Raw genomic sequence first — 23,393 nt, forward strand, 5'->3', positions numbered from 1 at the left:
CCTTAAACCAGAATCAGGTTATCGCGGTGAACCAGCTCAGGCTCCGCCATGTAACCCAACAGACCGACAATCGACTCGGACGATTGACCGATAATTTTTTGCGCCTCAAGCGCACTGTAGTTGGCCAGGCCGCGGGCAATCTCACGACCATCCGGCGCCACGCAGACCACCATCTCGCCCCGACGGAAGCTGCCCTGGACCAGCTTTACGCCGACCGGCAGCAGGCTCTTGTTGCCCTGAGACAATGCCGCCACTGCCCCCTCGTCCAGCACCAGCGTACCGCGGGTCTGCAGATGCCCGGCCAGCCACTGCTTGCGTGCAGCCAGCATGCCGCGCTCAGGCGACAGCAAGGTGCCAATGCGCTCACCCGCCTTCAGGCGATCAAGCACCCGCTCCAGGCGCCCACCCACGATGATGGTATGAGCCCCCGAACGCGCCGCCAGACGCGCCGCACGCAACTTGGTCTGCATGCCGCCACGCCCCAATGCGCCACCCGTACCGCCAGCCACCGCATCCAGCGCTGGATCATCGGCACGCGCCTCGTAAATCAGCTTGGCATCCGGATTGTTGCGCGGATCAGCATCGAACATGCCGTCACGATCGGTGAGAATCACCAACAGATCAGCCTCGACCAGGTTGGCCACCAGCGCCGCCAGCGTGTCGTTGTCACCGAAACGGATTTCGTCAGTGACCACCGTATCGTTCTCGTTGATCACCGGAATGACCTTGAGCTCGACCAGCGCGCGCAGGGTACTACGCGCATTGAGGTAACGCTTGCGGTCGGACAAGTCGTCATGAGTCAGGAGAATCTGCGCCGTGTGCCGGCCATGCTCGGCAAAGCTCGACTCCCAGGCCTGCACCAACCCCATCTGTCCGATGGCGGCAGCCGCCTGCAGCTCATGCATCGCACTGGGTCGTGCGGTCCAACCAAGGCGACTCATGCCCGCCGCCACCGCCCCGGAGGACACCAGCACCAGCTCGACACCCGCCTCATGCAGCGCAACCATTTGCTCAACCCAGACGCCCATTGCCGCGCGATCCAGACCCTTGCCGTCAGCCGTCAGCAAAGCGCTGCCGATCTTCACGACCCAACGCTGCGCACCTGTCACCTTGCTCCGCATCATCTTCCAACCTATGCCGGCGAGCGGCGCGACCCAGCGCCACCCATGCGATTATTCGTAGTTGTTTTTTACAGATACTAAAACGCCGCTCAGTGAGCGGCGCTTGTAGTTTACTGCAACGAATCAGTCACGGACGTAAATGATTTCCGGACCATCTTCGTCATCCACATCTTCTTCATCCCAATCATCGTCACCGATGTCATGGACCGACTTCACGCCGCTGCGACGCAGGGCACGCTGGTCATCCAGCGCCTGCAACTGGGCACGCGCCTCGTCTTCGATGCGCTGATCGAGATCAGCCAGCTCTTCACGGTAAGCCGGGTCGTTAGCCAGACGATCAGCACGATCTTCCAGGTAACGCATGATGTCACGCGTCAGGCGATCGGTGCCGTCTTTGGCGATGGCCGAGATGACGTAGACCGGACCGGCCCACTCCAGGCGATCAACGATCTCCTTGACCCGCTCCTCATGCTCTTCCTCAAGGATCTGGTCGCACTTGTTCAGCACCAGCCAACGATCACGCTCAGCCAGGGACGGGCTGAACTTGGTCAGCTCGCTGACGATCACTTCGGCAGCATCCGCAGCACTGGTTTCATCCAGTGGCGCCATGTCGACGAGGTGCAACAGCAGACGGGTACGCGACAAGTGCTTGAGGAAGCGAATCCCCAGGCCCGCGCCATCGGATGCGCCCTCGATCAGCCCCGGAATATCGGCGACCACAAAGCTCTTCCAGCGGTCGACACTGACCACACCCAGGTTTGGCACCAGGGTGGTGAACGGGTAATCGGCCACTTTCGGCTTGGCGGCGGAGACCGAACGGATAAAGGTACTTTTACCGGCATTCGGCAAGCCCAGCAGGCCGACGTCGGCCAACACCTTCATTTCCAGCTTGAGGTCACGCTGCTCGCCCGGCTTGCCTGGCGTAGTCTGGCGCGGCGCGCGGTTGGTACTGGACTTGAATCGGGTGTTACCCAGACCGTGCCAGCCACCATGCGCCACCAACAGACGCTGACCCGCCTTGGTCAGGTCGCCAATGACTTCCTGGGTCGCCGAGTCGATCACCGTGGTACCGACCGGAACCCGCAACACCAGCTCTTCACCCTTCTTGCCGGTGCAGTCGGTACTGCCGCCGTTCGAGCCACGCTCGGCATCAAAGTGCCGGGTGTAACGGTAGTCGACCAGGGTGTTGAGGTTTTCGTCGGCGATCATGTAGACCGAACCGCCGTCACCCCCATCACCACCGTTAGGACCACCGTTTTCGATGAATTTTTCGCGACGGAAACTCATGCAACCGTTGCCGCCGTCACCAGCTTTTACTCGAATCGATACTTCATCAACGAACTTCATAACAAAACGCCTCTCGCCATACGGACGAGCCGAAAAACACTAAGACATAAGACTCTTGCAAAAATGAGCGCAGCGACCCCAATCAACGACCGTGTCATCCAGCGCCGGCAGCCCATACAAACAGTTTTGCAAGAGACTCACCCCACAAACGAAAAAGCCCCGTCGCAAGACAGGGCTTTTCCAGCAACTACGTAATTATGCCGCGACGACTGGAGTCTTCGGGACAATGCTCACGTAACGGCGGTTGAAAGCGCCTTTTACTTCGAACTTGATCACGCCGTCGATTTTCGCGAACAGAGTGTGATCTTTACCCATGCCAACGCCGTAGCCAGCGTGGAATTGGGTGCCGCGCTGACGCACGATGATGTTGCCCGGGATGATAACCTGGCCGCCATACATCTTCACGCCAAGGCGTTTGGCTTCTGAGTCGCGACCGTTACGGGTACTACCACCAGCTTTTTTGTGTGCCATGAGTTCAATTCTCCTAGTGAGGAATTAGGCTGAAATTAAGCCTGAATACCGGTGATTTTGATCTCGGTGTACCACTGGCGGTGGCCCATACGCTTCATGTGGTGCTTACGGCGACGGAACTTGATGATGCGGACTTTATCGTGACGACCTTGGGAGATCACTTCAGCCACAACGGTAGCGCCAGCAACAACTGGAGCGCCGATATTCACGTCGTCGCCATTGGCAACCAACAGAACGCGATCAAAAGTAACGGATTCGCCGGTAGCGATTTCCAGTTTTTCGATCTTCAGGTATTCACCTGGGGCGACTTTGTACTGCTTGCCGCCAGTAACGATTACTGCATAAGACATGGTATTTCTCCGATAATCCTGCTCACCCAGCTCTTTATAAGAAGAGGTATTGGCTGGCATGGCTGCATGGGGCTGGAAGGCCCGATTGCAATTGCGTAAGGCAGGTGCTGCCCAGGAAGTTCAGGGTGCGCGATTGTACGCAAGGCGCGAGCACCTTGCAAGGGGCCTTCCATCGCGCCTTGACACCTGCTGGCGTGGGTCCTAGCATGCCGCGCAACCCTTCTGGAGCAACTGTCGCTGATGCAACCCCAAGCTTTCTACCGCGCGGTGGCGGACGATTTTAACGCCGTCGACGGCATCATCAAGAAGCAGCTGACTTCCCGAGTGCCGCTGGTATCGAAAATCGGCGACTACATCACCTCGGCTGGCGGTAAACGCCTGCGTCCTTTATTAGTGCTGCTGTGCGGCAAGGCCCTGGGTCGCGAAGGCGACGACATGCGCCTGCTGGCGGCCACTATCGAGTTCCTGCACACCGCCACCCTGTTGCATGACGACGTGGTCGATATGTCCGGCATGCGCCGTGGACGCTCGACCGCCAACGCCATGTGGGGCAATGCGCCAAGCGTGCTGGTTGGTGACTTCCTGTATTCGCGCTCGTTCGAGATGATGGTCGAACTGGGCTCGATGCCGGTGATGAAGATCCTCTCGCAAGCCACGCGAATCATCGCCGAAGGCGAAGTGTTGCAGCTGTCCAAGGTGCGCGATGCCAGCACCACCGAAGAAACCTACATGGAAGTCATCCGCGGCAAAACCGCGATGCTCTTCGAGGCCTCGACCCACAGTGCCGCTGCCCTGGCGGGCGCGACAGTGGAACAGAGCGAAGCCTTGCGTACCTTTGGCGACCACCTGGGCGTAGCCTTCCAACTGGTCGACGACCTGCTCGACTACCGTGGCGATGCAGAAACTCTGGGCAAGAATGTCGGCGACGACCTGGCCGAAGGCAAGCCTACCCTGCCACTGATCTACACCATGCGCGAAGGCACGCCGGAACAGGCGGCACTGGTGCGCCAGGCGATCCAGAAGGGCGGCATCGAAGACCTGGAAAGCATCCGTGCTGCCGTGGAGGCTTCGGGCTCGCTGGACTACACCGCGCAACTGGCCCGCGACTATGTGGCCCGAGCGATCACCTGCCTCGAAACACTGCCCGCCAGTGAATACCGCGATGCGTTGGTCGAATTGAGCGAGTTTGCGGTCGCCCGTACGCACTAAAAGCGGTCCCTTGTGGGGGCGGCGTTCCGACGAAGGCGGTGTGCCATTCAACGATGATGTTGGATGTTATGACCTCTTCGCGAGCAACCCCGCCCCCACAGGTCATCACCGTCGTGCCCTCTCCCGTGTAAAACCCTATACAATGTGCGCTTTTAGCGATCCTGAATCCAAGGAGCCTTAGTGAGCACGTTGCCACCCTGCCCAAAATGCAATTCCGAATACACCTACGAAGACGGCGCCCAGCTGATCTGCCCTGAGTGCGCCCACGAGTGGTCCGCCAATGGCGAAGCCGAAGCCGCGTCCGATGAAACCATAAAAAAGGATTCGGTCGGCAATGTCCTGCAAGATGGCGACACCATCACCGTGATCAAGGACCTCAAGGTCAAAGGCACTTCGCTGGTGGTCAAGGTTGGCACCAAGGTCAAGAACATCCGCCTGTGCGATGGCGACCACGACATCGACTGCAAGATCGACGGCATTGGCCCGATGAAGCTCAAGTCCGAGTTCGTCAGAAAGGTCTGAGCCTGTTGCATGCCATCCCGCGCCCGGCGTGGGATGGTGCATCCCCCGTTTAGCCCCCCCTTCCCGCCCAGTAGCAAAACGCCATCCGTTTTGACCTTCAGCAATTCCCACACAAAAAACAGCACAAACCGCCAATAGGCACTTGCTATTAATTGAATAAGAATTATTCTCATCAAACCATTAAAAAGGAGATGAGCATCATGACTTACTTGATCGATGCCTGGCTGGACCGCCCGCACCCTTACCTCAGGATCCTGCATCGGGAGACCGGGGAAGTATGCGCGGTACTTGAAGAAGAAGCCTTGAACGAGCTACAGGACCAGGGTGATCTGGACGTCAACGGCCTGAGTTCCAGCGAGCCAGTGGTGCTCAAGGAACTGGTACGCAACCTGTTTCTGTTCTGCTATGCCCGAGCATTGCGCCCGACCAATGAGCTGAACAACAAGCTCGAGATATGAAGGTTGTATGCAAAATGTCGGAGCGAACCCTGTGGGAGCGGGCTTGCTCGCGAAAGCGATCTGACATCCAACATTGATGTTGTCTGACCTTCCGTCTTCGCGAGCAAGCCCGCTCCCACATTATCGAGCCCGCTCCACACTCAGGTCTTACAGAACGTCCAGCAGCTCGACGTCGAATACCAGAACGCTGTGCGGCGGAATGCTGCCAACGCCTTGAGCGCCGTAAGCCAGCTCGCTCGGCACGTACAGGCGCCATTTGCTACCGGCGTTCATCAGTTGCAGGGCTTCGGTCCAGCCAGCGATCACGCCGCCAACCGGGAACTCTGCAGGCTGGCCACGCTCGTAGGAGCTGTCGAACACAGTGCCGTCGATCAGGGTGCCATGGTAGTGAGTACGCACGGTGTCTTCACGGGATGGCTTGGCGCCCTCACCTGCGGTCAGCACTTCGAATTGCAGACCGGAAGCCAGAGTGGTGATGCCATCACGCGTGGCGTTTTCAGCCAGGAATGCCAGGCCAGCACCGGCTGCGGCTTCAGCCTTGGCAGCCGCTTCGGCTTGCATGATTTCACGGATAACCTTGAAGCTGGCCGACATGGCTTCCTGGCCAACACGGCTTTCCTTACCGGCGAATGCGTCGGTCAGACCGGCCAGGATCGCGTCCAGGTTAACACCCGGTGGCGGGTTGTCGCGCAGTTGGTCGCCCAACTGACGGCCAATGCCGTAGCTGACGCGGGTTTCGTCGGTGGACAGATTTACTTCGGACATGACACTGCTCCGCTGTGCGGACGGCCCGAGACATCGCCGTGCGAGCACAGCGCATCCCGGGACGCCCGGAACCAAAAGGGCGAGCAGACTAGCACAGATGCCGTGGCCGTGATCAGGGGGAAGCCCTGTCAGGCCACCCCCTACATACCCGACTCGACGCCTAGAGCGGCACCTTCAGGCTCTCTTCCCCACTGGAACCCAGGCCGCACATCTCGTCATGCACCGAGGTATGGACCAGGTTGAACGGCAGGTCGGGAAAGGCGTGCAGCACCTCCCGCGCATGCTCCACCGAACGCAGGTGCATCACCTGGCCGTGTCGGTCTTCGACCACATGAGCCGCTCCGTGCATTCGGGCTTCAAGCACGTAGATCCCGCCTTCCATGGAGATCAGGTTCAGCTCATCGACTTTCCGGGCGATGGCATAGGCGTTCAACTCCTGCAGATTCATGAATGCACCCCGCGCAATGGCGACCCCGAGCCCTTACAGGGATATTCCCCGGCGCCGCAAAGCACAAGCCAGAAACGCCACCGCCCGTCCGTTTCTCAACGGCCGGGCGGCAAGGCACTGCGCAGGGGCGAGCAATCAGTGCTTGGTCAGCTTGTCCAGATAACCCATGGCGAACGCAGAAATCACGAACGTCATGTGGATGATCACGTACCACTTCAGGTGCTCGGGATCGACGTTCTTGGCGTCCATGAAGATACGCAGCAGGTGGATCGAGGAAATCGCCACGATGGAGGCCGCGACTTTCATCTTCAGCGAAGAAGAGTCCATCGTGCCCAACCAGTTGAGCTTTTCCTTGGATTCATCGATGTCGAGCTGGGACACGAAGTTTTCATACCCGGAGATCATCACCATCACCAGCAGGCCACCTACCAGCGCCATGTCGATCAGCGACAACAGCACCAGGATCAGGTCGGACTCGGCCATCGTGAACACGTTGGGAATAACGTGAGCGACTTCCTGGAAAAATTTCAGGGCCAGGGCCAGCAAGCCCAGGGACAGGCCGAAGTAGATCGGCGCCAGCAACCAGCGCGACGCGTACATTGTATTTTCGATAAAGCGTTCCATTGAATCTCACGTCAGGGCTGAAAATGGCGGCGAGTATATCAGCCGCTCAAATCCCCATAAACCGCAGAAAAATCCACAACCTGCGAGTGTGGCAAAGCGAATTTCTGCTAACGTCCAAAGCATCCGCACCGCTGTGTTGCGCCGTATAGGAACCCGGAAAATGGATTGGCGATTGCCCTCGACGACTATCGGCCTTTGCTTCGCGGCGCTGATGGGTGGCTGCTCGCCCAGCGCTGACACCCCACCGCAGAGCCTTGAGGACAAGACCGCGCAGTTCGAAAAGTCGCTGGACGCGATTCAGGACCCCAAGCTCAAGGATGCCGTGAGCCACCTCGGTAGCTCACTGCTCCTGCTCGAACGCGCACAGCAAGCGCTCGACAGCAAGCCGATCGAAACCGAATACGCCGAAGACACCCTGGCGCCGCTCAGGCACTACCCCAGCCTGCAAGCGCTGGTCGACACCTACATCAATGGCCTGTTTGTACTGCGCAAGCACTCCAGCTCCGATTACCTGACCGACCTGCAACCGGTCTTCCCCTTCAGCTTCAACACGCCTTCCGGCCTTCCCCTCCCTTATCGCCTGGAATGGCAATCCGTCACGCTGAATAACAGGCAGGTCATCCCCTTCCGGCCCGAGTGGTCGGAAACCAACCCCGGCATTCAGTTGAGCCCGTCCAGCGCCAACCTGACCGATCCGGATGTCCTGACTGTCGCTTATCCCTTTACCGAGGGGCTGAAGGTCGACAACAAGAACCAGCCGCAACCGCAGACACTGCAGGGCAAGATCAAAGTCATCGCACCTCGCGAGGTGGTGACCTTCAACCTGACGAAAAAGGATATCGGGCAAGCGCGCAGCGACGGCAACATCAGCCTCGTCTTGCGCGCCCTGGACAAGCACTACGCCGAAATCGAGTTCAACAACCATGCCGCACTGGCCCTCGAAGTCAAGGGCATCTCGGTCAACCCGCTGATCGTCCAGGCCAAAGACCAGACCGGGCAATTTCTTTCCCGCGCCGGCTCGATCAATCAAGACCCCACGCAAATTGCCTTCTACCAGAAACAGCTCGCCAGGATGCAGCAGCAAGCAGCCTGGAGTGATGCCCTGGAAAAAAAGCTCAACGACGAGCTTCGCAGCTTTGAGCAACAACAAACGCACCAGTACGCCAAAGTGTATTTCAACGGCCCGATCGACAGCCTGGACGTCCACGTCGCGGACTTTTCAACCGTCACGGTCACCCGCAAGGACCTGGACTTGCCGGTACGACGCCTTGACCGCACCACCACCGACAAAACCATCCAAAGCCTGAAACTTCCGGTCACGGTGTATGACGATCAGGCCGGCAGCTGGCTCAAAGGTGCCTCGCTGAATGAGGAGCAACTGAAAAAAAGTGTTCGTATCAGCCAATCGGTGGAGGATCCCAGCGCTGCACGCATCGAGTTTGACCACCCCAGAAGCTTTAACGACGAACTGCTCGGCAACACCTTCAGCCCCGGCGATACACCCGTGACCTTCTTCACCCAGGATGAAAAAGGCAGCCGTGGCAAACCCGTCGACCTGCCCCCCGAAGCCTTTGCCGTCGACCCTCTGCGGGCGACCATTACGTACGACCTGACGCTGTTCCCCCAGCCCCCCGCCTACGTTGTCGGCTCGATGCCACTGTTTCTCGCCATCATTGAAAAAAACAGCCTCAGCGCAGGCAAGCTGCCCAAAGGCCTGACACTCAAGGGCAACGTTCTGGTGGTGGACCAGAAGCTGTTCCCCGCGCCAGACTGGCGCTTCTTTGCCAAGGACGCGAGCGGTCTCTACCTGAAGGAGATTCTGAAGGTCCGCCACGACACCGGCCAGAAAGGAATCGCAGCGTTCGATGCGCACTATTTCTACGGCCAGCCGACCAGCCTGGAAACGTACCAGCGCACCGACCTCGAGACGGTCGAATATGGATTCGAGGTCAAACTCGACAAGGCTCCCCCCCCAAGCCCTGCCGAGTAGCCGCCTAATGCTCGGGATGGAACTCGAAACCACTCGGGTTGCGGCAACGGCCACCGTTGATTTCCCGCAGTTGGGCCTGCAGGTGCAAGCACCAGATTTGCGGATCATCAGTCAACTGGTAACCATGCATCGTCAGGCTTTCAACGATGGTATCGAGGATGGATTCAGCCACGAACGGACCATGAAACGGGCCTTGGGCCTTGATTGCCGAAGGCTGCTCACCGGCCATGCCGGCGGCAAACAACAAGGTCCACATGCCCGTATCCCCGGCTAGCGGGCGAATACTGCATTCGATACGGGTGACCAGGCCCAGGCACTGACGGGTGAGGCAGAGGTTGCGCGACATAGCGGCGACCCTCGGTAGATCCGGTGTTCAGCCTCCACGCGAAGGCTGGCTCGATCCAGTGATGACTGTCGATGTCCTTGAGCTGAGCATAGAAGAAAAGCGGAATCAGCAGGTTGACGGCGCCAGGAAGGCGCCGAATGGTCATTTGCTGTTTTATTGTCGCCACCTGGGTGGCAATCAGCGAACCTGTTAGGGCCCACAACAAACCCGTGGCGAAGGAGCTTGCTCCCGCTGGACCGCAAAGCGGTCCTAAAACGGGCAACGCGGATGTTCAGTCAACCCGCAGATACCCGTTTACGACTGCTTTGCCCGAGCGCGGACCGGTCGAGCGGGAGCAAGCTCCCTCGCCACAATGGCAATGCCATGTTTCTAGAGTCTGGCCGGCTTGGCCGCGATCAGGGCTTCGTGGGCCAGTTCCTTCTCGGCCTCTTTCAAGTCCTCTTCGCTGATCATCTCGGCAATCACCCGCAAGCGCTCCACCACCCGCGCGTTGACGCTGCCCTCGGGGAATTGGCCCTCTTCATCCGGATCACCGGCCGCTTCGCCCACCAGCAGGCTCAATGCCTCGTCGGCCTGACGCACCGCATAGACATGGAACAAACCGGCACGTACGGCCGCCAGCACCCGCTCATCAAGCATCAGCGTGGCCACGTTGGCCTGGGGAATGATCGCACCCTGCTCGCCGGTCAAACCCCGCGCTTCACAGAGCCGGAAGAAGCCTTCGATCTTCTCGTTGACCCCACCCACCGCCTGCACTTCACCGAACTGGTTGATCGAGCCGGTGATGGCAAAGCACTGCTTGAGCGGGGTTTTCGACAAGGCCGAAATCAGCGTGCAGGCCTCGCCCAGGGACGCGCTGTCACCGTCGACATAACCGTAGGACTGCTCCAGCGCAATACTCGCCGAGATCGCCAAGGGGAATTCCTGGGCATAACGGCTGCCCAGATACCCGGTGAGAATCATCACGCCCTTGGAGTGAATCGGCTGGCCGAGGTTGACCTCTCGCTCGATGTCGACAATACCGCTGCCCCCCGGGTAGACCGTGGCGGAGATCCGCGCCGGTATACCGAAGGCCGAGTCACCGACTTCCAGCACGGTCAGGCCGTTACACTTGCCCACCGCTGCACCATCGGTGTCGATCAGGATGATTCCGGCCAGCATGTCATCGAGAATCCGCGCCGACACACGCCCGGTACGGGTGGCCTTGGCCTTGAGCGCACGCTCGATGTGCCCGGCGTCGGTCATCTCGTCAGCCGCCAGGTGACGAATGAAGTCCGCCTCGCTGACCAGTTGGAACAGATCACCAATACGTGCCGACAAACGCCCCTGGTGTTCGGCCAGGCGCGCACTGTAAGTCGCCAGACGCGCGACCGCATCGGCCGTCAGCGGCGCCATGCCCTCTTCCGAGGTGCGGGTCTTGAGCAACTGGGCGAACTGCTCCAGGCTCTCGTCAACCAACGGGATGTCTTCGTCGAAGTCCACCAGCACCCGGAACATCTCCTGGAAGTCCGGATCCAGGTCCTGCAGCGTGTAGTACAACTGGCGCGCACCGATGATGACGACCTTGACCTGCAACGGGATATGTTGCGGCGACAGGGTCACCGTGGCCAGCCGACCCAGTTCGCCCAGCGGCGACTCCATTTTCAGTTTGCGTGACTGCAGGGCCCGCTTCAGCGCATCCCAGACAAAGGGCTCGCTGAGCATCTTTTCAGCTTCGAGAATCAGGAAGCCGCCGTTGGCGCGGTGCAGTGCGCCCGGGCGCAATTGCCGATAGGTGGTATACAGCGCGCCTTGATCGGTGCTGTATTCGATGCGGCCAAACAGGTTGTCATAGGTAGGATGCGGCTCGAACACCACCGGTGCGCCACCGCTGAACGGATGCCCCACCACCAGGCTAGGGCCGTATTGCTCTTCCAGCATTTTGCGCGCGACTGCGTCGGTCTTGCTGTCGTCGACCAATTGCTCGACGACGGTCTTGAGCAGGTACACCTGCATCGCTTGCAGGTAGCCGCACACCGCCGCGTTTTCCGCGTACTTTTCCGATAGTGGCGAAAGCAACGGCTGCAGGGCCAGGGTGATGGTCTCTTCGTTGAGCTGGCGCAACTGGTTGCTCGACTCACGCTTCCACTGCGGCAAACTGGCCAACTCTTCGTTCAGACGCTCTTCCAGGACGGAAATGTCTTCATGAAAGCGCTCGCGAACGGCTTCCGGCAGTTGGGCGAATTCCGCCTCGTCCAACGCCTTGCCTTCACTCATCGGGGTAAAGGCAATGTTGCTGCTGTCACGGTACAGCGCGACTTCCTTTTCCAGTGCCAGGCGCTCGATCACATCCAGGGCGCGGTCGTAGCGCTGGTTGAAGGCCCGGTCGATGGCGCTTTTCTTTTGCTGGTAGGACGGGTGTTCGAAGACTGCCGGAAAGGTCGCCAGCAGGTTGTCGATCAAGCCATTGATGTCCGCAATAAACGCACCCGCCGTGCCTGATGGCAACTCCAGCGCCCGGGGCTCGCGCGGCTCATCGAAATTGTTGACGTAGACCCAGTCCGCCGGGGTCTGCAGGCGCTTGCCTTCGGCCTTGAGGTAGCGTTTGACGAATGAGAAGCGACCCGTGCCGGGTTCGCCCATGACAAACACGTTGTAACCGGGGCGGGGCATGGCCACACCGAACTGCAAGGCTTCGACCGCACGTTCCTGGCCGAGCACACCGCGAAAAGGTTCCAGTTCATTGGTGGTAGAGAAGCTGAACTGTTCAGCGGAAAACGGACGAGTCAGCGCTTCAGGCGCTAGACGCAAACTGGCAGCAACAGGATCAGGCATCGGGCTTCCTTACTTCAGGCGGGGCAGTTGAGGCATTCTGGCGCTGCCCGCACCAGACTGGCAAGGCGCGCCTTGGCTAAAAGCATCGCCAAGCGCCGCCCCCCCCAGCGCAGCGGGGGTCAAATCAATGGTTATGCAGGAGAGTCATGCAAAACTACACAGATCCGGCGGATCGTGCCTAAACTCCATCCTGCGCGGCTGGACTAATAACCGGCCCACTGATGCCAAATTGGCCTCAGAACTCCTGTCCATTGGTACGCACATAAAAGAGAACACAGCTATGAAACGGATTCTTCTTGGTACTCTCTTCACCGTTGCATCCCTCAACGCCATGGCCCAGGCGCCAGGCGGGCCGGATTGCGGCTGGGGCAACATGCTGTTCGAAGGTCAGCGCGGCACCCCGGCGCACTTCCTGGCTTCCACCACCAACGGCACCTCCGGCAACGCTACCTTCGGCATGACCTCGGGCACCAACGGCTGCGCCACCAACGCTGCGCTGACCTATGGCGGCAAGTCCTGGGTCGCCATGAACGGCATGATGAACGAGCTCTCCGAAGACATGGCCAAGGGCCAGGGCGAAGCGCTGACCACCTACGCGGTGGTCCTGGGCGTCGCACCAGAAGACCGTGCACATTTCGCCGCCGTCACTCACGAGCACTTCCAGCAGATCTTCAGCAAAGCTGACGTGACCGCTGAAGATGTGCATACCAACACCCTGGCTGTGCTCAAGGGCGACGCCCGCCTGGCCAAATACGCGACCCCTGCTTAAGCTCGACCTCGCCCGCTCCGTCACCGGAGCGGGCTTTATTTTTTGGACCTGACTGCCTTTGGTCTTTATTTTTTCGACTCAAGTTGCCCACCATGCTCAAACGCCTTGCCTGTCTGGCGCTGTTTGTCTGCGCCCCGCTTTCCGCTGCGCCTCACTTCGACAACCAACGCTTGCAGCAACTGGCCAACGACCCGTTCTGGATTTCCCTGGGGCATTACGAAACCGCCAAACTGGGTGGCTGGCGCAGCTACATCAGCGATAAAAAGTTCTTCCTGGCAGCCCAGGGTGCCGAGCACCCCGATGCGGAACTGGCGGCCACTGTGCAGGCGCTCTACGGCCCGGCCAGCCTGGGCCAGCAGCACGCCCAATGCGTTTACCCGGCCCGTACCCGCTGGCTGAAAGCGCAGCTCAACCTCACCGACTTGCCGGCGGTGGACTGCAGTGAATTCAAGCAATGGTTCAAGGACGTCTCGCCCCACAGCGCAGTGATGATTTTCCCCGCGGCCTACCTCAACAGCCCCTCCTCGATGTTCGGTCATACGCTGCTGCGTATCGACCAGGCCGACGTGCAAAGCAACAACACCGCCCTGCTCAGCTACGCGATCAACTTCGGCGCCTACATCGAAGGCTCGGACAACAGCATTTTGTACGCCTGGAAAGGCCTGATGGGCGGTTATCCGGGACTGTTTGCACTGGTGCCCTACCAGGAAAAACTCTCGGAATACCGCAGCCTGGAGAACCGTGACCTGTGGGAGTACCGACTGAACCTGACGCAGGTCGAAACCGAGCGCATGGTTGAACACGTCTGGGAGCTCAAGCAGATCCAGTTCGACTATTTCTTCTTCGATGAGAACTGCTCCTACCGCTTGCTGGAACTGCTGCAAGTCGCGCGACCTGGCCTCAGGCTCACCGAACAATTCCCGTTGACCGCGATCCCTACCGACACGGTCAAGGCCGTGAAAGATGCAGGGCTGGTGGAAAAGATCGATTACCGCCCGTCCCGCGAACGAGAGTTGCTGAGCCGGGCCGAGCCGCTGTCCGACGACGAACAACAGTGGGTGCTGAAGGTCAGCGCCGACCAGAAACAGCTGCAGGCGCCAACCTTCAAGGCCCTGCCACGGGACCGCCAGGCGCTGATTATCGATGCCGCCTATCGCCTCGAGCGCTACCGGGCCAACGGCCAGGAGCGAGACCCGGCGCGCGCGCAACGCAGTTTCGAGCTACTGCGGGCAATTAACCAGAACCCGCCGCCGGAGTTGTCCATCGAACGCCCGGGACTGCCGGAGGACGGTCATCAGTCGCGAACCTGGCAGGCGGGCCTTGGCACCCGTGGCGACAAGGCTTTTGGTGAGTACGGCCTGCGCATGGCCTATCACGACCTCAACGACAATGCCGAGAGCTTCCCGCTCGGTGCACAGATTGAAATCCTGCAGATGAAGCTGCGCCAGTACGAAGGCAACGAGTGGCAGCTGCAACAATTCGATCTGGCGACGATTCGCTCGCTGACCCCGCGCAATGAACTGCTGCAACCCTGGTCATGGCAAGTGACCGGCGGCCTGGAGCGTGTGCCGGGCAAGCACGACGACGAAACCCTGGTCAGTCACGTCAATGGCGGCGGTGGCGGTACCTGGCAGTTGGGCGAGGATGTGCTGGGTTTCGCCCTGGGCACGGTACGTGTCGAGCACAACAATGATGTCGCGCAGTTCCTCTCCCCGGCGGCCGGCTTCAACAGCGGCGTGCTGTGGAAAAATCCGCTGGGCAACCTGAGCCTGGAAACCCGCGGCGACTTCTTCATCAATGGCGAAGTACGCCGTAGCCTGAGCCTGAACCAGCAATGGGAACTGTCACGCAACCTCGGCCTGCGCCTGAGCGCCCAGCGTGAATTCAGCCACGTCGCTTCGCCCGAGAACGAAGTGCTGCTGGAGCTGAAGTGGTATCACTACTGATGCCTGGAAGGCATGGATTTATCGCACGCAACAGGTCGTTTTCGGATAACCGGGAAAACCCAAAGCCTGCGAGCATGGCCTAAACTCCACACAGGGGGAACTGCCATGAGCCGCGCTTTCGTCAATGAAGATATTGCTGGTGAACAAACTGACCTGCCGGTAGAACGCCAGGTCAGTAGCCAGCCCAACTACGTCACACCCGAAGGCCTGAACTTGCTGCAAGGCAAGGTCGCCGAGCTGCACGCCGCGCATGACGAACAATCGGCGCAGGGTGAGCAGGCCGACAAGCAGCGCCTGGCCGAACTTGACCGCGACCTGCGCTACTACATCCACCGCCTGCAAAGCGCCCAGGTCGTGTCGCCAGCCACCTCCACCCGCAAGGTGCAGATTGGCAGTTGGGTGACCTACGCCGATGAGTTGGGCACCGAGCGCCGCGTGCAATTGGTGGGTGAAGACCAGGCCGTTGCCGCCAAGGGCCTGATCAACTGGGCTTCACCGCTTGGGCGTGCGCTGCTGGGCGCGCAACTGAACGACGAAGTGCTCTGGCAGCGCCCGGCGGGCGATCAACTGATTGAAGTCATCCGCATCGAGCCGGGTTAGACCACACCCTGGGCCAACATCGCGTCAGCGACTTTGACGAAGCCTGCGATGTTCGCGCCCTTCACGTAGTTGATCCGCCCGTTCTCTTCGCCGTAATGCACGCAGGCGTGGTGAATCGACTGCATGATGTTGTGCAATTTACTGTCGACCTCACCCGCGCTCCACAACAGGCGCATGGCGTTCTGCGACATTTCCAGGCCGCTGACCGCGACACCACCGGCATTGGACGCCTTGCCCGGGGCAAACAGGGTGCCGGCCTCGATAAAGATATCCACAGCCGCCAGGGTGGTCGGCATGTTCGCGCCTTCCGCCACGCAGATACAGCCGTTACGCAGCAGCGTGCGGGCGTCATCGGCATCCAGCTCGTTCTGTGTGGCGCATGGCAGGGCGATGTCGCAGGCCAGGCTCCACGGACGTTGCCCGGCGCGGAACTCCAGGCCGAAACGCGCGGCCAGCTCGCTGATCCGCCCACGGGTGACGTTCTTCAGCTCCAGCAGTGCCTGCCATTGCTCCTCGGTCAAGCCGGCCTCGCAGAACAAGGTACCCTCGGAGTCGGACAGCGAGATCACCTTGCCCCCCAGGTCCATGACCTTGCGGGCCGCGTACTGCGCCACGTTACCCGACCCCGAGATCGCCACGCGCTTGCCTTCGACCTTATCACCGCTGCGCTTGAGCATTTCTTCGGCGAAGTACACGCAGCCGAAACCGGTGGCTTCCGGACGAATCAGGCTGCCGCCATAGCTCATGCCCTTGCCGGTCAGCACGCTGGTGAACTGGTTGCTCAGGCGCTTGTATTGGCCGAACAGGAAACCGATCTCCCGCGCACCGACGCCGATGTCACCGGCCGGAACGTCGACATCCGAGCCAATGTGGCGGTACAGCTCGCTCATGAAAGCCTGGCAGAAACGCATCACCTCCGCGTCGCTCTTGCCCTTAGGATCGAAGTCCGAGCCGCCCTTGCCACCGCCCATCGGCAGGGAGGTCAGGGAATTCTTGAAGGTCTGCTCGAACGCGAGAAACTTCAACACTCCCAGGTTCACCGACGGATGGAAACGCAGGCCGCCCTTGTACGGGCCGATGGCGCTGTTCATCTGGATGCGGAACCCGCGATTGACCTGCACCTTGCCCTGATCGTCGACCCAGGAAACCCGAAACGCCACGGCACGCTCCGGCTCGCAAATCCGCTCCAGAATGCCGGAGGTCAGGTAATGTGGATTGGCTTCGAGAAACGGCCACAGGCTGCGCAGGACTTCTTCCACCGCCTGATGGAATTCGGGTTGGTCCGGGTCACGTTTTTTCAAGCGGGCAAGGAAGGATTCGACGGATTCGATCATGGAAAAGTCTCGGCAAATTTATTGTCGTTGGAGAGATTGAGCCGGACTGTAGCAAACGACAGGAGCACCGGAACAGCGCAAAATGTCGCACTTATGAAATTAAATGGTGCAATGGATATAATTTAATCCAAATTCAAAGCCATTTGTGCACAAAAACAGGGACTATAAAGGCGAGCCCTGCACCATCAGGAAGTTCACAATCGTTCTGTAGGAGCGAGCGCGCTCGCGATGGACGTTAACGATAACGCGTGTTTTCTGATTAAACACGTCGCCCTTGAGTTCATCGCGAGCGCTCGAACATCGACCGGCTGCTCCTACAAATGCCAAAAAAAAACGGAGCCCGCGAAGGCTCCGTCTCTCTATGCAACCAACCCCAAATCAGGCCAGTTTCTTGTGGCGTACCCGGTGTGGCTGGGCCGCGGCTTCGCCAAGGCGTTTCTTGCGATCGGCTTCGTACTCGGTGTAGTTGCCTTCGAAGAACAGCGCTTGCGAGTCGTCTTCGTACGCCAGGATGTGCGTCGCGACGCGGTCAAGAAACCACCGATCGTGGGAGATCACAATGGCGGCGCCCGGGAAGTCCAGCAGGGCTTCTTCCAGGGAACGCAGGGTTTCAACGTCGAGGTCGTTGGACGGTTCGTCGAGCAGCAGGACGTTGCCGCCCTCTTTCAGGGTCAGGGCCAGGTGCAAGCGACCGCGCTCACCACCGGACAGGTCCTTGACGAACTTCTGCTGATCACCGCCCTTGAAGTTGAAGCGACCGACGTAGGTACGCGACGGGATCTCGTAGTTGCCGATGCGGATCTGGTCGGAACCGTCGGAGATCTGCTGGAACACGGTCTTGCTGCCGTCCAGGTCTTCGCGGCTCTGGTCCACGCAAGCAAGCTGCACGGTTTCACCAACTTCGATGCTGCCAGAATCCGGTGTTTCCTTACCCATCAGCATGCGGAACAGTGTGGATTTACCCGCACCGTTACCACCGATCACACCAACAATGGCACCTTTAGGCATGGCGAACGACAGGTTGTCGATCAACACGCGGTCGCCATAGCCCTTGGTGACGTTCTTGAATTCGATGACCTTGTCACCCAGGCGCGGACCGGCCGGGATGTAGATCTCGTTGGTTTCGCTGCGCTTCTGGAATTCCTGCGACTGCATTTCTTCGAAGCGTTGCAGACGGGCCTTGGATTTCGACTGGCGGGCCTTGGCGCCTTTGCGCACCCACTCCAGTTCTTCTTTCATGGCCTTTTCGTGGGCCGACTGCTGCTTGGATTCGGCAGCCAGACGGTCGGACTTGGCTTCCAGCCAACCCGAATAGTTACCCTCGTAAGGAATGCCCGCGCCGCGGTCGAGTTCCAGAATCCAGCCGGCAACGTTGTCCAGGAAGTAGCGGTCGTGCGTGATCGCAACCACGGTGCCCGGGAAGTCGTGCAGGAAGTGCTCCAGCCAGGCTACGGAATCGGCGTCCAGGTGGTTGGTCGGCTCGTCGAGCAGCAGCATGTCCGGCGCGGACAGCAACAGACGGCACAGGGCCACACGACGCTTTTCACCACCGGACAGGACTTCGACCTTGGCATCCCAGGCCGGCAGGCGCAGCGCATCGGCGGCAACTTCCAGCTGGCGCTCCAGGTTGTGACCGTCGCCGGCTTGCAGGATGGCTTCGAGCTTGGCCTGTTCGGCGGCCAGTTTGTCGAAGTCGGCATCCGGTTCGGCGTAGGCGGCGTACACCTCGTCCAGGCGCGCTTGCGCGTCCTTGATCACGCTGACGGCTTCCTCGACCACTTCACGCACGGTCTTGGTCGGGTCCAGGATCGGTTCCTGTGGCAGGTAGCCGATGTTCAGCTCCGGCATTGGACGGGCTTCGCCGTCAAACTCGGTGTCGACGCCGGCCATGATTTTCAGCAGCGTGGATTTACCCGAACCGTTGAGGCCGAGTACGCCGATCTTCGCGCCAGGGAAGAACGACAGCGAAATATTTTTCAGGATTTCCCGCTTCGGCGGAACAACTTTGCCCAGCCGATGCATGGTGAAGACGTATTGAGCCATGGAGAACCTAGCGTCAGTAACGGTTGAATAAAAGCGGGCGAAGCCCGTGCCAGGCCATGCGCGGCGCGGGCATGGATCGAGATCAATGCCTGCGGGCGAGAATAAACCTGAATGTCTGGGGCTGGAACGCCCTGCGTAACCGGCAAAGCTACCTCAATGCGGGATAACCGTCCAGCCGGACGGGGCTGGCACTTTGCCACAACTCAAGGCATGCTAGCCGCCCTCCGGGCGTCCGGCTTATAGTGCGCGTCGCACCAGTGCAGCTCTATCGCAGGATTACAGTTTGTCCAATGCCACTCCGCCTACCTCCATGCGCGCACTGAATCCTGCGACTGGATCGCCCCTGCGCGGAACACTCAAGGGCACGCTGGCGACGCTGGTGCTGCTGTTGCTCGGACTGTTGTTCTGGCAGTTGCTGGACCAGCTTCGCGAGACCCAGAAAAACCAGCGCCAGTACACCATTGACTACACCGCCGACCTGGCCGCGCAAGTCAGCCTGAACATGGCGCTCAACGCCCAGATCGCGCTCAACCTGCTACCGATCGTCGAACAACCGCAGACCGATGAACAGCTGCAGGCCGTGTTGCGCAAACTGCAGCAGTCCCTGCCGGAGCTGCTCAGCGTGGCCCTGCTCAGCCCCTCGGGAAAGGTGCTGAGCGACAGTGCCAACGACAGCTCGGACGCCGAGTACCTGGGTGAGCTGGTCAAGCGCAGTCGGGCTCAGGCGCATTACTTCAGCAACGCCAACGACGGCTCCGTGGTGCACCTGTTACTGCGTCAGGCCAGCGGTAGCACACGCGGCTACTGGGCTCTGCGCCTGCGTCCGACGTTTTTCTCGTCGCTGACCAAACAAGGCGAGTCCGGCATCCGACCGATGTGGGTGGTGGAAAACCGCATCAACCAGCAGATCATCAGCCGCGACGACCTGATGCCGTCGACCCAGCCCAACGTGTTGACCCCCGAGGACCAGACCAACAGCGTCCTGATCGTGCCCCTCAGCAGCAGCGACTGGCAGCTGCGTGGGTTGTTCGACCGGCAACGGGTGATTGAACAGCTGCTACCGGCCTTTATTGGCAAGTGCCTACTGGGCCTGGCCTTTTCGCTGCTGCCGTTCATCGCCTTGCTCAGCATGCGTCGCCGGCAACGCCAGTTGCATGAAGGCCGTCGACGCTATCAGGACATCTTCGATGGCACCGGTGTCGCGCTGTGCGTGCTGGACCTTTCCGGGCTCAGAGCCGCCCTCGACAAAGCCGGCCTGCACTCTGGCAAACAGCTGCGTTCATGGCTGGAAAAACCCGAACATCGCCAGCCACTGCTACAGGAATTGCGCATCACTGAAGTCAACCAGCTCGCCTTGCGCCTGCTCAATGTCCAGTCATGCGAGCAAGCCTGGAAACTGTTGATCGAAGGCCGGCCACTGGCTGGCAATGCCATCGGCACTCCGCTGCTGGAGGCGGTGGTTAACCAACAGAAACAGCTGGAACTGGAAATCAAGCTCAAGGACACCCAGGGCCGCGATCAGCACCTGTGGCTGGTCCTGCGCTTGCCGGAAGCACAGCACGACTACAACGCGGTCATCCTCAGCATCAACGACATCACCAGCCGCAAGCTCGTCGAACTCTCGCTGCTGGAGCGTGAAGGCTTCTGGTCCGATGTGGTGCGCACTGTCCCCGATCACCTGTATGTGCAGGATGTGATCAGCCAGCGCATGATCTTCAGCAACCACCACCTGGGGCAGACCCTGGGGTACAACAAAACCGAACTGCACCAGATGGGTGAGTACTTCTGGGAAATCCTGCTGCACCCCGAAGACGCGGATCACTACCACCGCTTGCGCCAGGAACAACGCCAGGCCGGGTACAGCCAACTGCTGCAGTGCCTGCTGCGCTTCCGTCACCGCGACGGCAAATGGCGCTGCTTCGATATTCGCGAGCAGGCGCTGGCACGGGACACCCACGATCAGGTCACTCGCATCATCGGCGTGGCCAAGGACATCACCGACCAGATCGCAGCCAGCGAATCCCTGCGCGACAGCGAGCAACGCTATCGGATGCTTGCCGAAAGCATCAGCGACGTCATTTTCTCCACCGACAACAAACTCTCGCTCAACTATGTCAGCCCGTCCGTACAGGCTGTACTCGGCTATGACGCTGACTGGATATTCCAGAACGGCTGGCAATCGATCATCGCCAACCCGCAACAGCTGACCGGCATCTACAGCCTGATGGACCGGGTCAGCAAGGCCCTGAACAAACCTGAGCAACTGGCGCAATTGCGCGGCCAGGTACAGACCCAACTGTTCCTGTTCGACTGCCTGCGCGCCGACGGGCGCAAGATCCCGATCGAGCTGCGGCTGATCCTGGTGTGGGACGAACACGGCGCCTTCGAGGGTGTGCTGGGGGTCGGTCGTGATATCAGCCAGCAGCGCCGCGCCGAGAAAGACCTGCGCATGGCGGCCACCGTATTCGAGCACTCGACCTCGGCCATTCTGATCACCGATCCGGCCGGCTACATCGTGCAGGCCAACGAAGCGTTCAGCCGCGTCAGTGGCTACGAGGTGGCGCAGGTGCTCGACCAGCTGCCGAACATGCTGACCGTCGACGACCAGCAGGAAGCCCACCTGCGCTATGTGCTCAAGCAATTGCATCAACACAGCACCTGGGAGGGCGAAGTCTGGCTCAAACGCCGCAGTGGCGAGCATTACCCGGCCTGGGTCGGCATCACCGCCGTACTCGACGACGAAGGTGACCTGGCCAGTTACGTGTGCTTTTTCAGCGACATCAGCGAACGCAAGGCCAGCGAGCAGCGCATTCATCGCCTGGCCTACTACGACGCCCTGACTCACCTGCCCAACCGCACGCTGTTCCAGGACCGCCTGCACACGGCCTTGCAGTCGGCGGAACGGCAGAAGTCATGGGTGGTGCTGATGTTCCTGGACCTGGACCGTTTCAAACCGATCAACGACTCCCTGGGCCACGCCGCCGGCGATCGCATGCTCAAGGAAATGGCCACGCGCCTGCTCGGGTGCGTCGATGACGATGACACCGTGGCGCGCATGGGGGGCGACGAGTTCACCCTGTTGCTGCAACCGCGCGCCAACCGTGAAGTCGCCCTGAACCGGGCGATTCATGTCGCCGAACAGATTCTCGCCAGCCTGGTGAAACCCTTCGTCCTCGAAGGCCGCGAGTTCTTTGTCACCGCCAGTATCGGCATTGCCCTGAGCCCGCAGGACGGCAACGAACTGAGTCAGTTGATGAAGAACGCCGACACCGCGATGTACCACGCCAAGGAGCGCGGCAAGAACAACTTCCAGTTCTACCAGGCGGACATGAACGCCAGCGCCCTGGAGCGCCTGGAACTGGAAAGCGACCTGCGTCACGCGCTTGAACAGAATGAGTTCGTGCTTTACTACCAACCGCAATTCAGTGGCGACGGCAAGCGCTTGACCGGTGCCGAAGCCCTGCTGCGCTGGCGTCATCCGCGGCGCGGACTGGTACCGCCGGGGGATTTCATTCCGGTGCTCGAAGAGCTCGGTCTGGTGGTGGATGTCGGCGACTGGGTGATCAGCGAAGCCTGCCGTCAGCTCAAGGCCTGGCACCAGGCCAAGGTGCGCGTCCCCAAAGTTTCAGTGAACATCTCCGCCCGGCAGTTCTCCGACGGCCAACTCGGCACGCGCATCGCCACCATCCTCAAGGAGACGGGCCTGCCACCCGCCTGCCTGGAACTGGAGCTGACCGAAAGTATCCTGATGCGCGAAGTCAGCGAGGCCATGCAGATCCTCGCCGGGCTGAAAAACCTTGGACTGAGCATTGCGGTCGATGACTTTGGCACCGGGTACTCATCGCTCAACTACTTGAAGCAGTTCCCGATCGACGTACTGAAAATCGACCGCACCTTCGTCGACGGCCTGCCCAGCGGCGAGCAGGACGCACAAATTGCCCGGGCAATCATTGCCATGGCCCACAGCCTCAACCTGGCGGTGATTGCCGAAGGCGTGGAAACCCATGAGCAACTCGACTTCCTGCGCGAGCATGGCTGCGACGAGGTACAGGGTTATCTGTTCGGACGGCCGATGCCGGCCCCACACTTCGAAGCGCAGTTCAGCAATGATGCGTTGTTCATGTTTGACTGAAAGCAGCCTCAAGCTACAAGCAGAAGCCAATCCGCCTTTAACTTGCCGCTTGAGACTTGAGGCTTGCAGCTGCTTGAGCCCCATTCGTCTGCGACATGATGTCG

Annotated in this window: 19 protein-coding genes; 8 read left to right on the top strand and 11 right to left on the bottom strand. The window is 60.1% G+C overall.

Annotated features, from left to right (window positions below; all coding sequences use genetic code 11):
- Positions 1–2: 2 nt before the first annotated feature.
- The 4 genes from proB to rplU form a co-directional block, all read right to left on the bottom strand.
- Positions 3–1,121, bottom strand: coding sequence for a glutamate 5-kinase (gene proB / locus CKW29_RS18015; RefSeq protein WP_095148912.1), 1,119 nt, complete (start codon positions 1,119–1,121; stop codon positions 3–5).
- A gap of 123 nt (positions 1,122–1,244) precedes the next feature.
- A complete protein-coding gene (gene cgtA, locus CKW29_RS18020; RefSeq protein ID WP_095145471.1) occupies positions 1,245–2,468 on the bottom strand; it encodes an Obg family GTPase CgtA in 1,224 nt (407 codons plus the stop codon).
- A 195-nt stretch (positions 2,469–2,663) separates the two neighbouring features.
- Complete coding sequence (rpmA, locus tag CKW29_RS18025; protein WP_093419745.1) at positions 2,664–2,939, bottom strand: 50S ribosomal protein L27; 276 nt, start codon at positions 2,937–2,939, stop codon at positions 2,664–2,666.
- 35 nt (positions 2,940–2,974) lie between these two features.
- Positions 2,975–3,289: a 50S ribosomal protein L21 gene (rplU, locus tag CKW29_RS18030; RefSeq protein WP_003176051.1), complete on the bottom strand. Its 315-nt coding sequence runs from the start codon at positions 3,287–3,289 to the stop codon at positions 2,975–2,977.
- 240 nt (positions 3,290–3,529) lie between these two features.
- Between rplU and CKW29_RS18035 the strand changes: the two genes are divergently transcribed.
- From CKW29_RS18035 to CKW29_RS18045, 3 genes are all read left to right on the top strand, one after another.
- The gene (locus CKW29_RS18035; protein ID WP_095080734.1) at positions 3,530–4,498 is read left to right on the top strand and encodes a polyprenyl synthetase family protein; all 969 of its coding nucleotides are present in this window, start codon (positions 3,530–3,532) and stop codon (positions 4,496–4,498) included.
- Positions 4,499–4,678: 180 nt separating this feature from the next.
- Positions 4,679–5,020, top strand: a complete 342-nt coding sequence (locus CKW29_RS18040) for a zinc ribbon domain-containing protein YjdM (RefSeq protein ID WP_095145470.1) — start codon at positions 4,679–4,681, stop codon at positions 5,018–5,020.
- Positions 5,021–5,220: 200 nt separating this feature from the next.
- Complete coding sequence (locus CKW29_RS18045) at positions 5,221–5,478, top strand: hypothetical protein (RefSeq protein WP_095080883.1); 258 nt, start codon at positions 5,221–5,223, stop codon at positions 5,476–5,478.
- A 147-nt stretch (positions 5,479–5,625) separates the two neighbouring features.
- Here CKW29_RS18045 and CKW29_RS18050 read toward each other — a convergent pair whose 3' ends face one another.
- From CKW29_RS18050 to CKW29_RS18060, 3 genes are all read right to left on the bottom strand, one after another.
- Positions 5,626–6,243, bottom strand: coding sequence for an FKBP-type peptidyl-prolyl cis-trans isomerase (locus CKW29_RS18050; RefSeq protein ID WP_095145469.1), 618 nt, complete (start codon positions 6,241–6,243; stop codon positions 5,626–5,628).
- 160 nt (positions 6,244–6,403) lie between these two features.
- Entirely contained in the window at positions 6,404–6,691 is a 288-nt protein-coding gene (locus CKW29_RS18055) for a DUF6482 family protein (RefSeq protein WP_095080730.1), read from the bottom strand.
- Between the two features lie 135 nt (positions 6,692–6,826).
- Positions 6,827–7,315: a TIGR00645 family protein gene (locus CKW29_RS18060; protein ID WP_095148913.1), complete on the bottom strand. Its 489-nt coding sequence runs from the start codon at positions 7,313–7,315 to the stop codon at positions 6,827–6,829.
- A gap of 160 nt (positions 7,316–7,475) precedes the next feature.
- Here CKW29_RS18060 and CKW29_RS18065 point away from each other — a divergent pair, with 160 nt between their 5' ends.
- Entirely contained in the window at positions 7,476–9,305 is a 1,830-nt protein-coding gene (locus CKW29_RS18065; protein WP_095148914.1) for a hypothetical protein, read from the top strand.
- Positions 9,306–9,309: 4 nt separating this feature from the next.
- Here CKW29_RS18065 and CKW29_RS18070 read toward each other — a convergent pair whose 3' ends face one another.
- The gene (locus tag CKW29_RS18070) at positions 9,310–9,651 is read right to left on the bottom strand and encodes a hypothetical protein (protein WP_095145466.1); all 342 of its coding nucleotides are present in this window, start codon (positions 9,649–9,651) and stop codon (positions 9,310–9,312) included.
- A 369-nt stretch (positions 9,652–10,020) separates the two neighbouring features.
- The gene (locus CKW29_RS18075; RefSeq protein ID WP_095145465.1) at positions 10,021–12,465 is read right to left on the bottom strand and encodes a Lon protease family protein; all 2,445 of its coding nucleotides are present in this window, start codon (positions 12,463–12,465) and stop codon (positions 10,021–10,023) included.
- Between the two features lie 280 nt (positions 12,466–12,745).
- Between CKW29_RS18075 and CKW29_RS18080 the strand changes: the two genes are divergently transcribed.
- The 3 genes from CKW29_RS18080 to CKW29_RS18090 all read left to right on the top strand — a co-directional run bounded on the left by CKW29_RS18080 (position 12,746) and on the right by CKW29_RS18090 (position 15,780).
- A complete protein-coding gene (locus CKW29_RS18080; protein WP_095145464.1) occupies positions 12,746–13,234 on the top strand; it encodes a DUF3015 domain-containing protein in 489 nt (162 codons plus the stop codon).
- Positions 13,235–13,326: 92 nt separating this feature from the next.
- The gene (locus CKW29_RS18085; RefSeq protein WP_095145463.1) at positions 13,327–15,180 is read left to right on the top strand and encodes a DUF4105 domain-containing protein; all 1,854 of its coding nucleotides are present in this window, start codon (positions 13,327–13,329) and stop codon (positions 15,178–15,180) included.
- A 105-nt stretch (positions 15,181–15,285) separates the two neighbouring features.
- Positions 15,286–15,780 carry a GreA/GreB family elongation factor gene (locus tag CKW29_RS18090; protein WP_095080717.1) on the top strand — a complete coding sequence of 165 codons (495 nt, stop codon included), beginning with the start codon at positions 15,286–15,288 and terminating at the stop codon, positions 15,778–15,780.
- Here the strand turns inward: CKW29_RS18090 and gdhA are convergent.
- Both gdhA and ettA read right to left on the bottom strand, forming a co-directional pair.
- Positions 15,777–17,114: an NADP-specific glutamate dehydrogenase gene (gdhA, locus tag CKW29_RS18095; protein ID WP_095145462.1), complete on the bottom strand. Its 1,338-nt coding sequence runs from the start codon at positions 17,112–17,114 to the stop codon at positions 15,777–15,779. The two genes, CKW29_RS18090 and gdhA, sit on opposite strands and share 4 nt — an antisense overlap.
- Before the next feature lie 378 nt (positions 17,115–17,492).
- Positions 17,493–19,157: an energy-dependent translational throttle protein EttA gene (gene ettA, locus CKW29_RS18100; protein ID WP_095145461.1), complete on the bottom strand. Its 1,665-nt coding sequence runs from the start codon at positions 19,155–19,157 to the stop codon at positions 17,493–17,495.
- A gap of 283 nt (positions 19,158–19,440) precedes the next feature.
- On the opposite strand from ettA, the gene CKW29_RS18105 reads away from it, so the two are divergent.
- Positions 19,441–23,289 carry a bifunctional diguanylate cyclase/phosphodiesterase gene (locus tag CKW29_RS18105; protein ID WP_095145460.1) on the top strand — a complete coding sequence of 1,283 codons (3,849 nt, stop codon included), beginning with the start codon at positions 19,441–19,443 and terminating at the stop codon, positions 23,287–23,289.
- The last annotated feature ends 104 nt before the right edge of the window (positions 23,290–23,393 follow it).

The sequence above is a fragment of the Pseudomonas sp. Irchel s3a18 genome (assembly GCF_900187535.1).
Taxonomy (GTDB): Bacteria; Pseudomonadota; Gammaproteobacteria; order Pseudomonadales; family Pseudomonadaceae; genus Aquipseudomonas.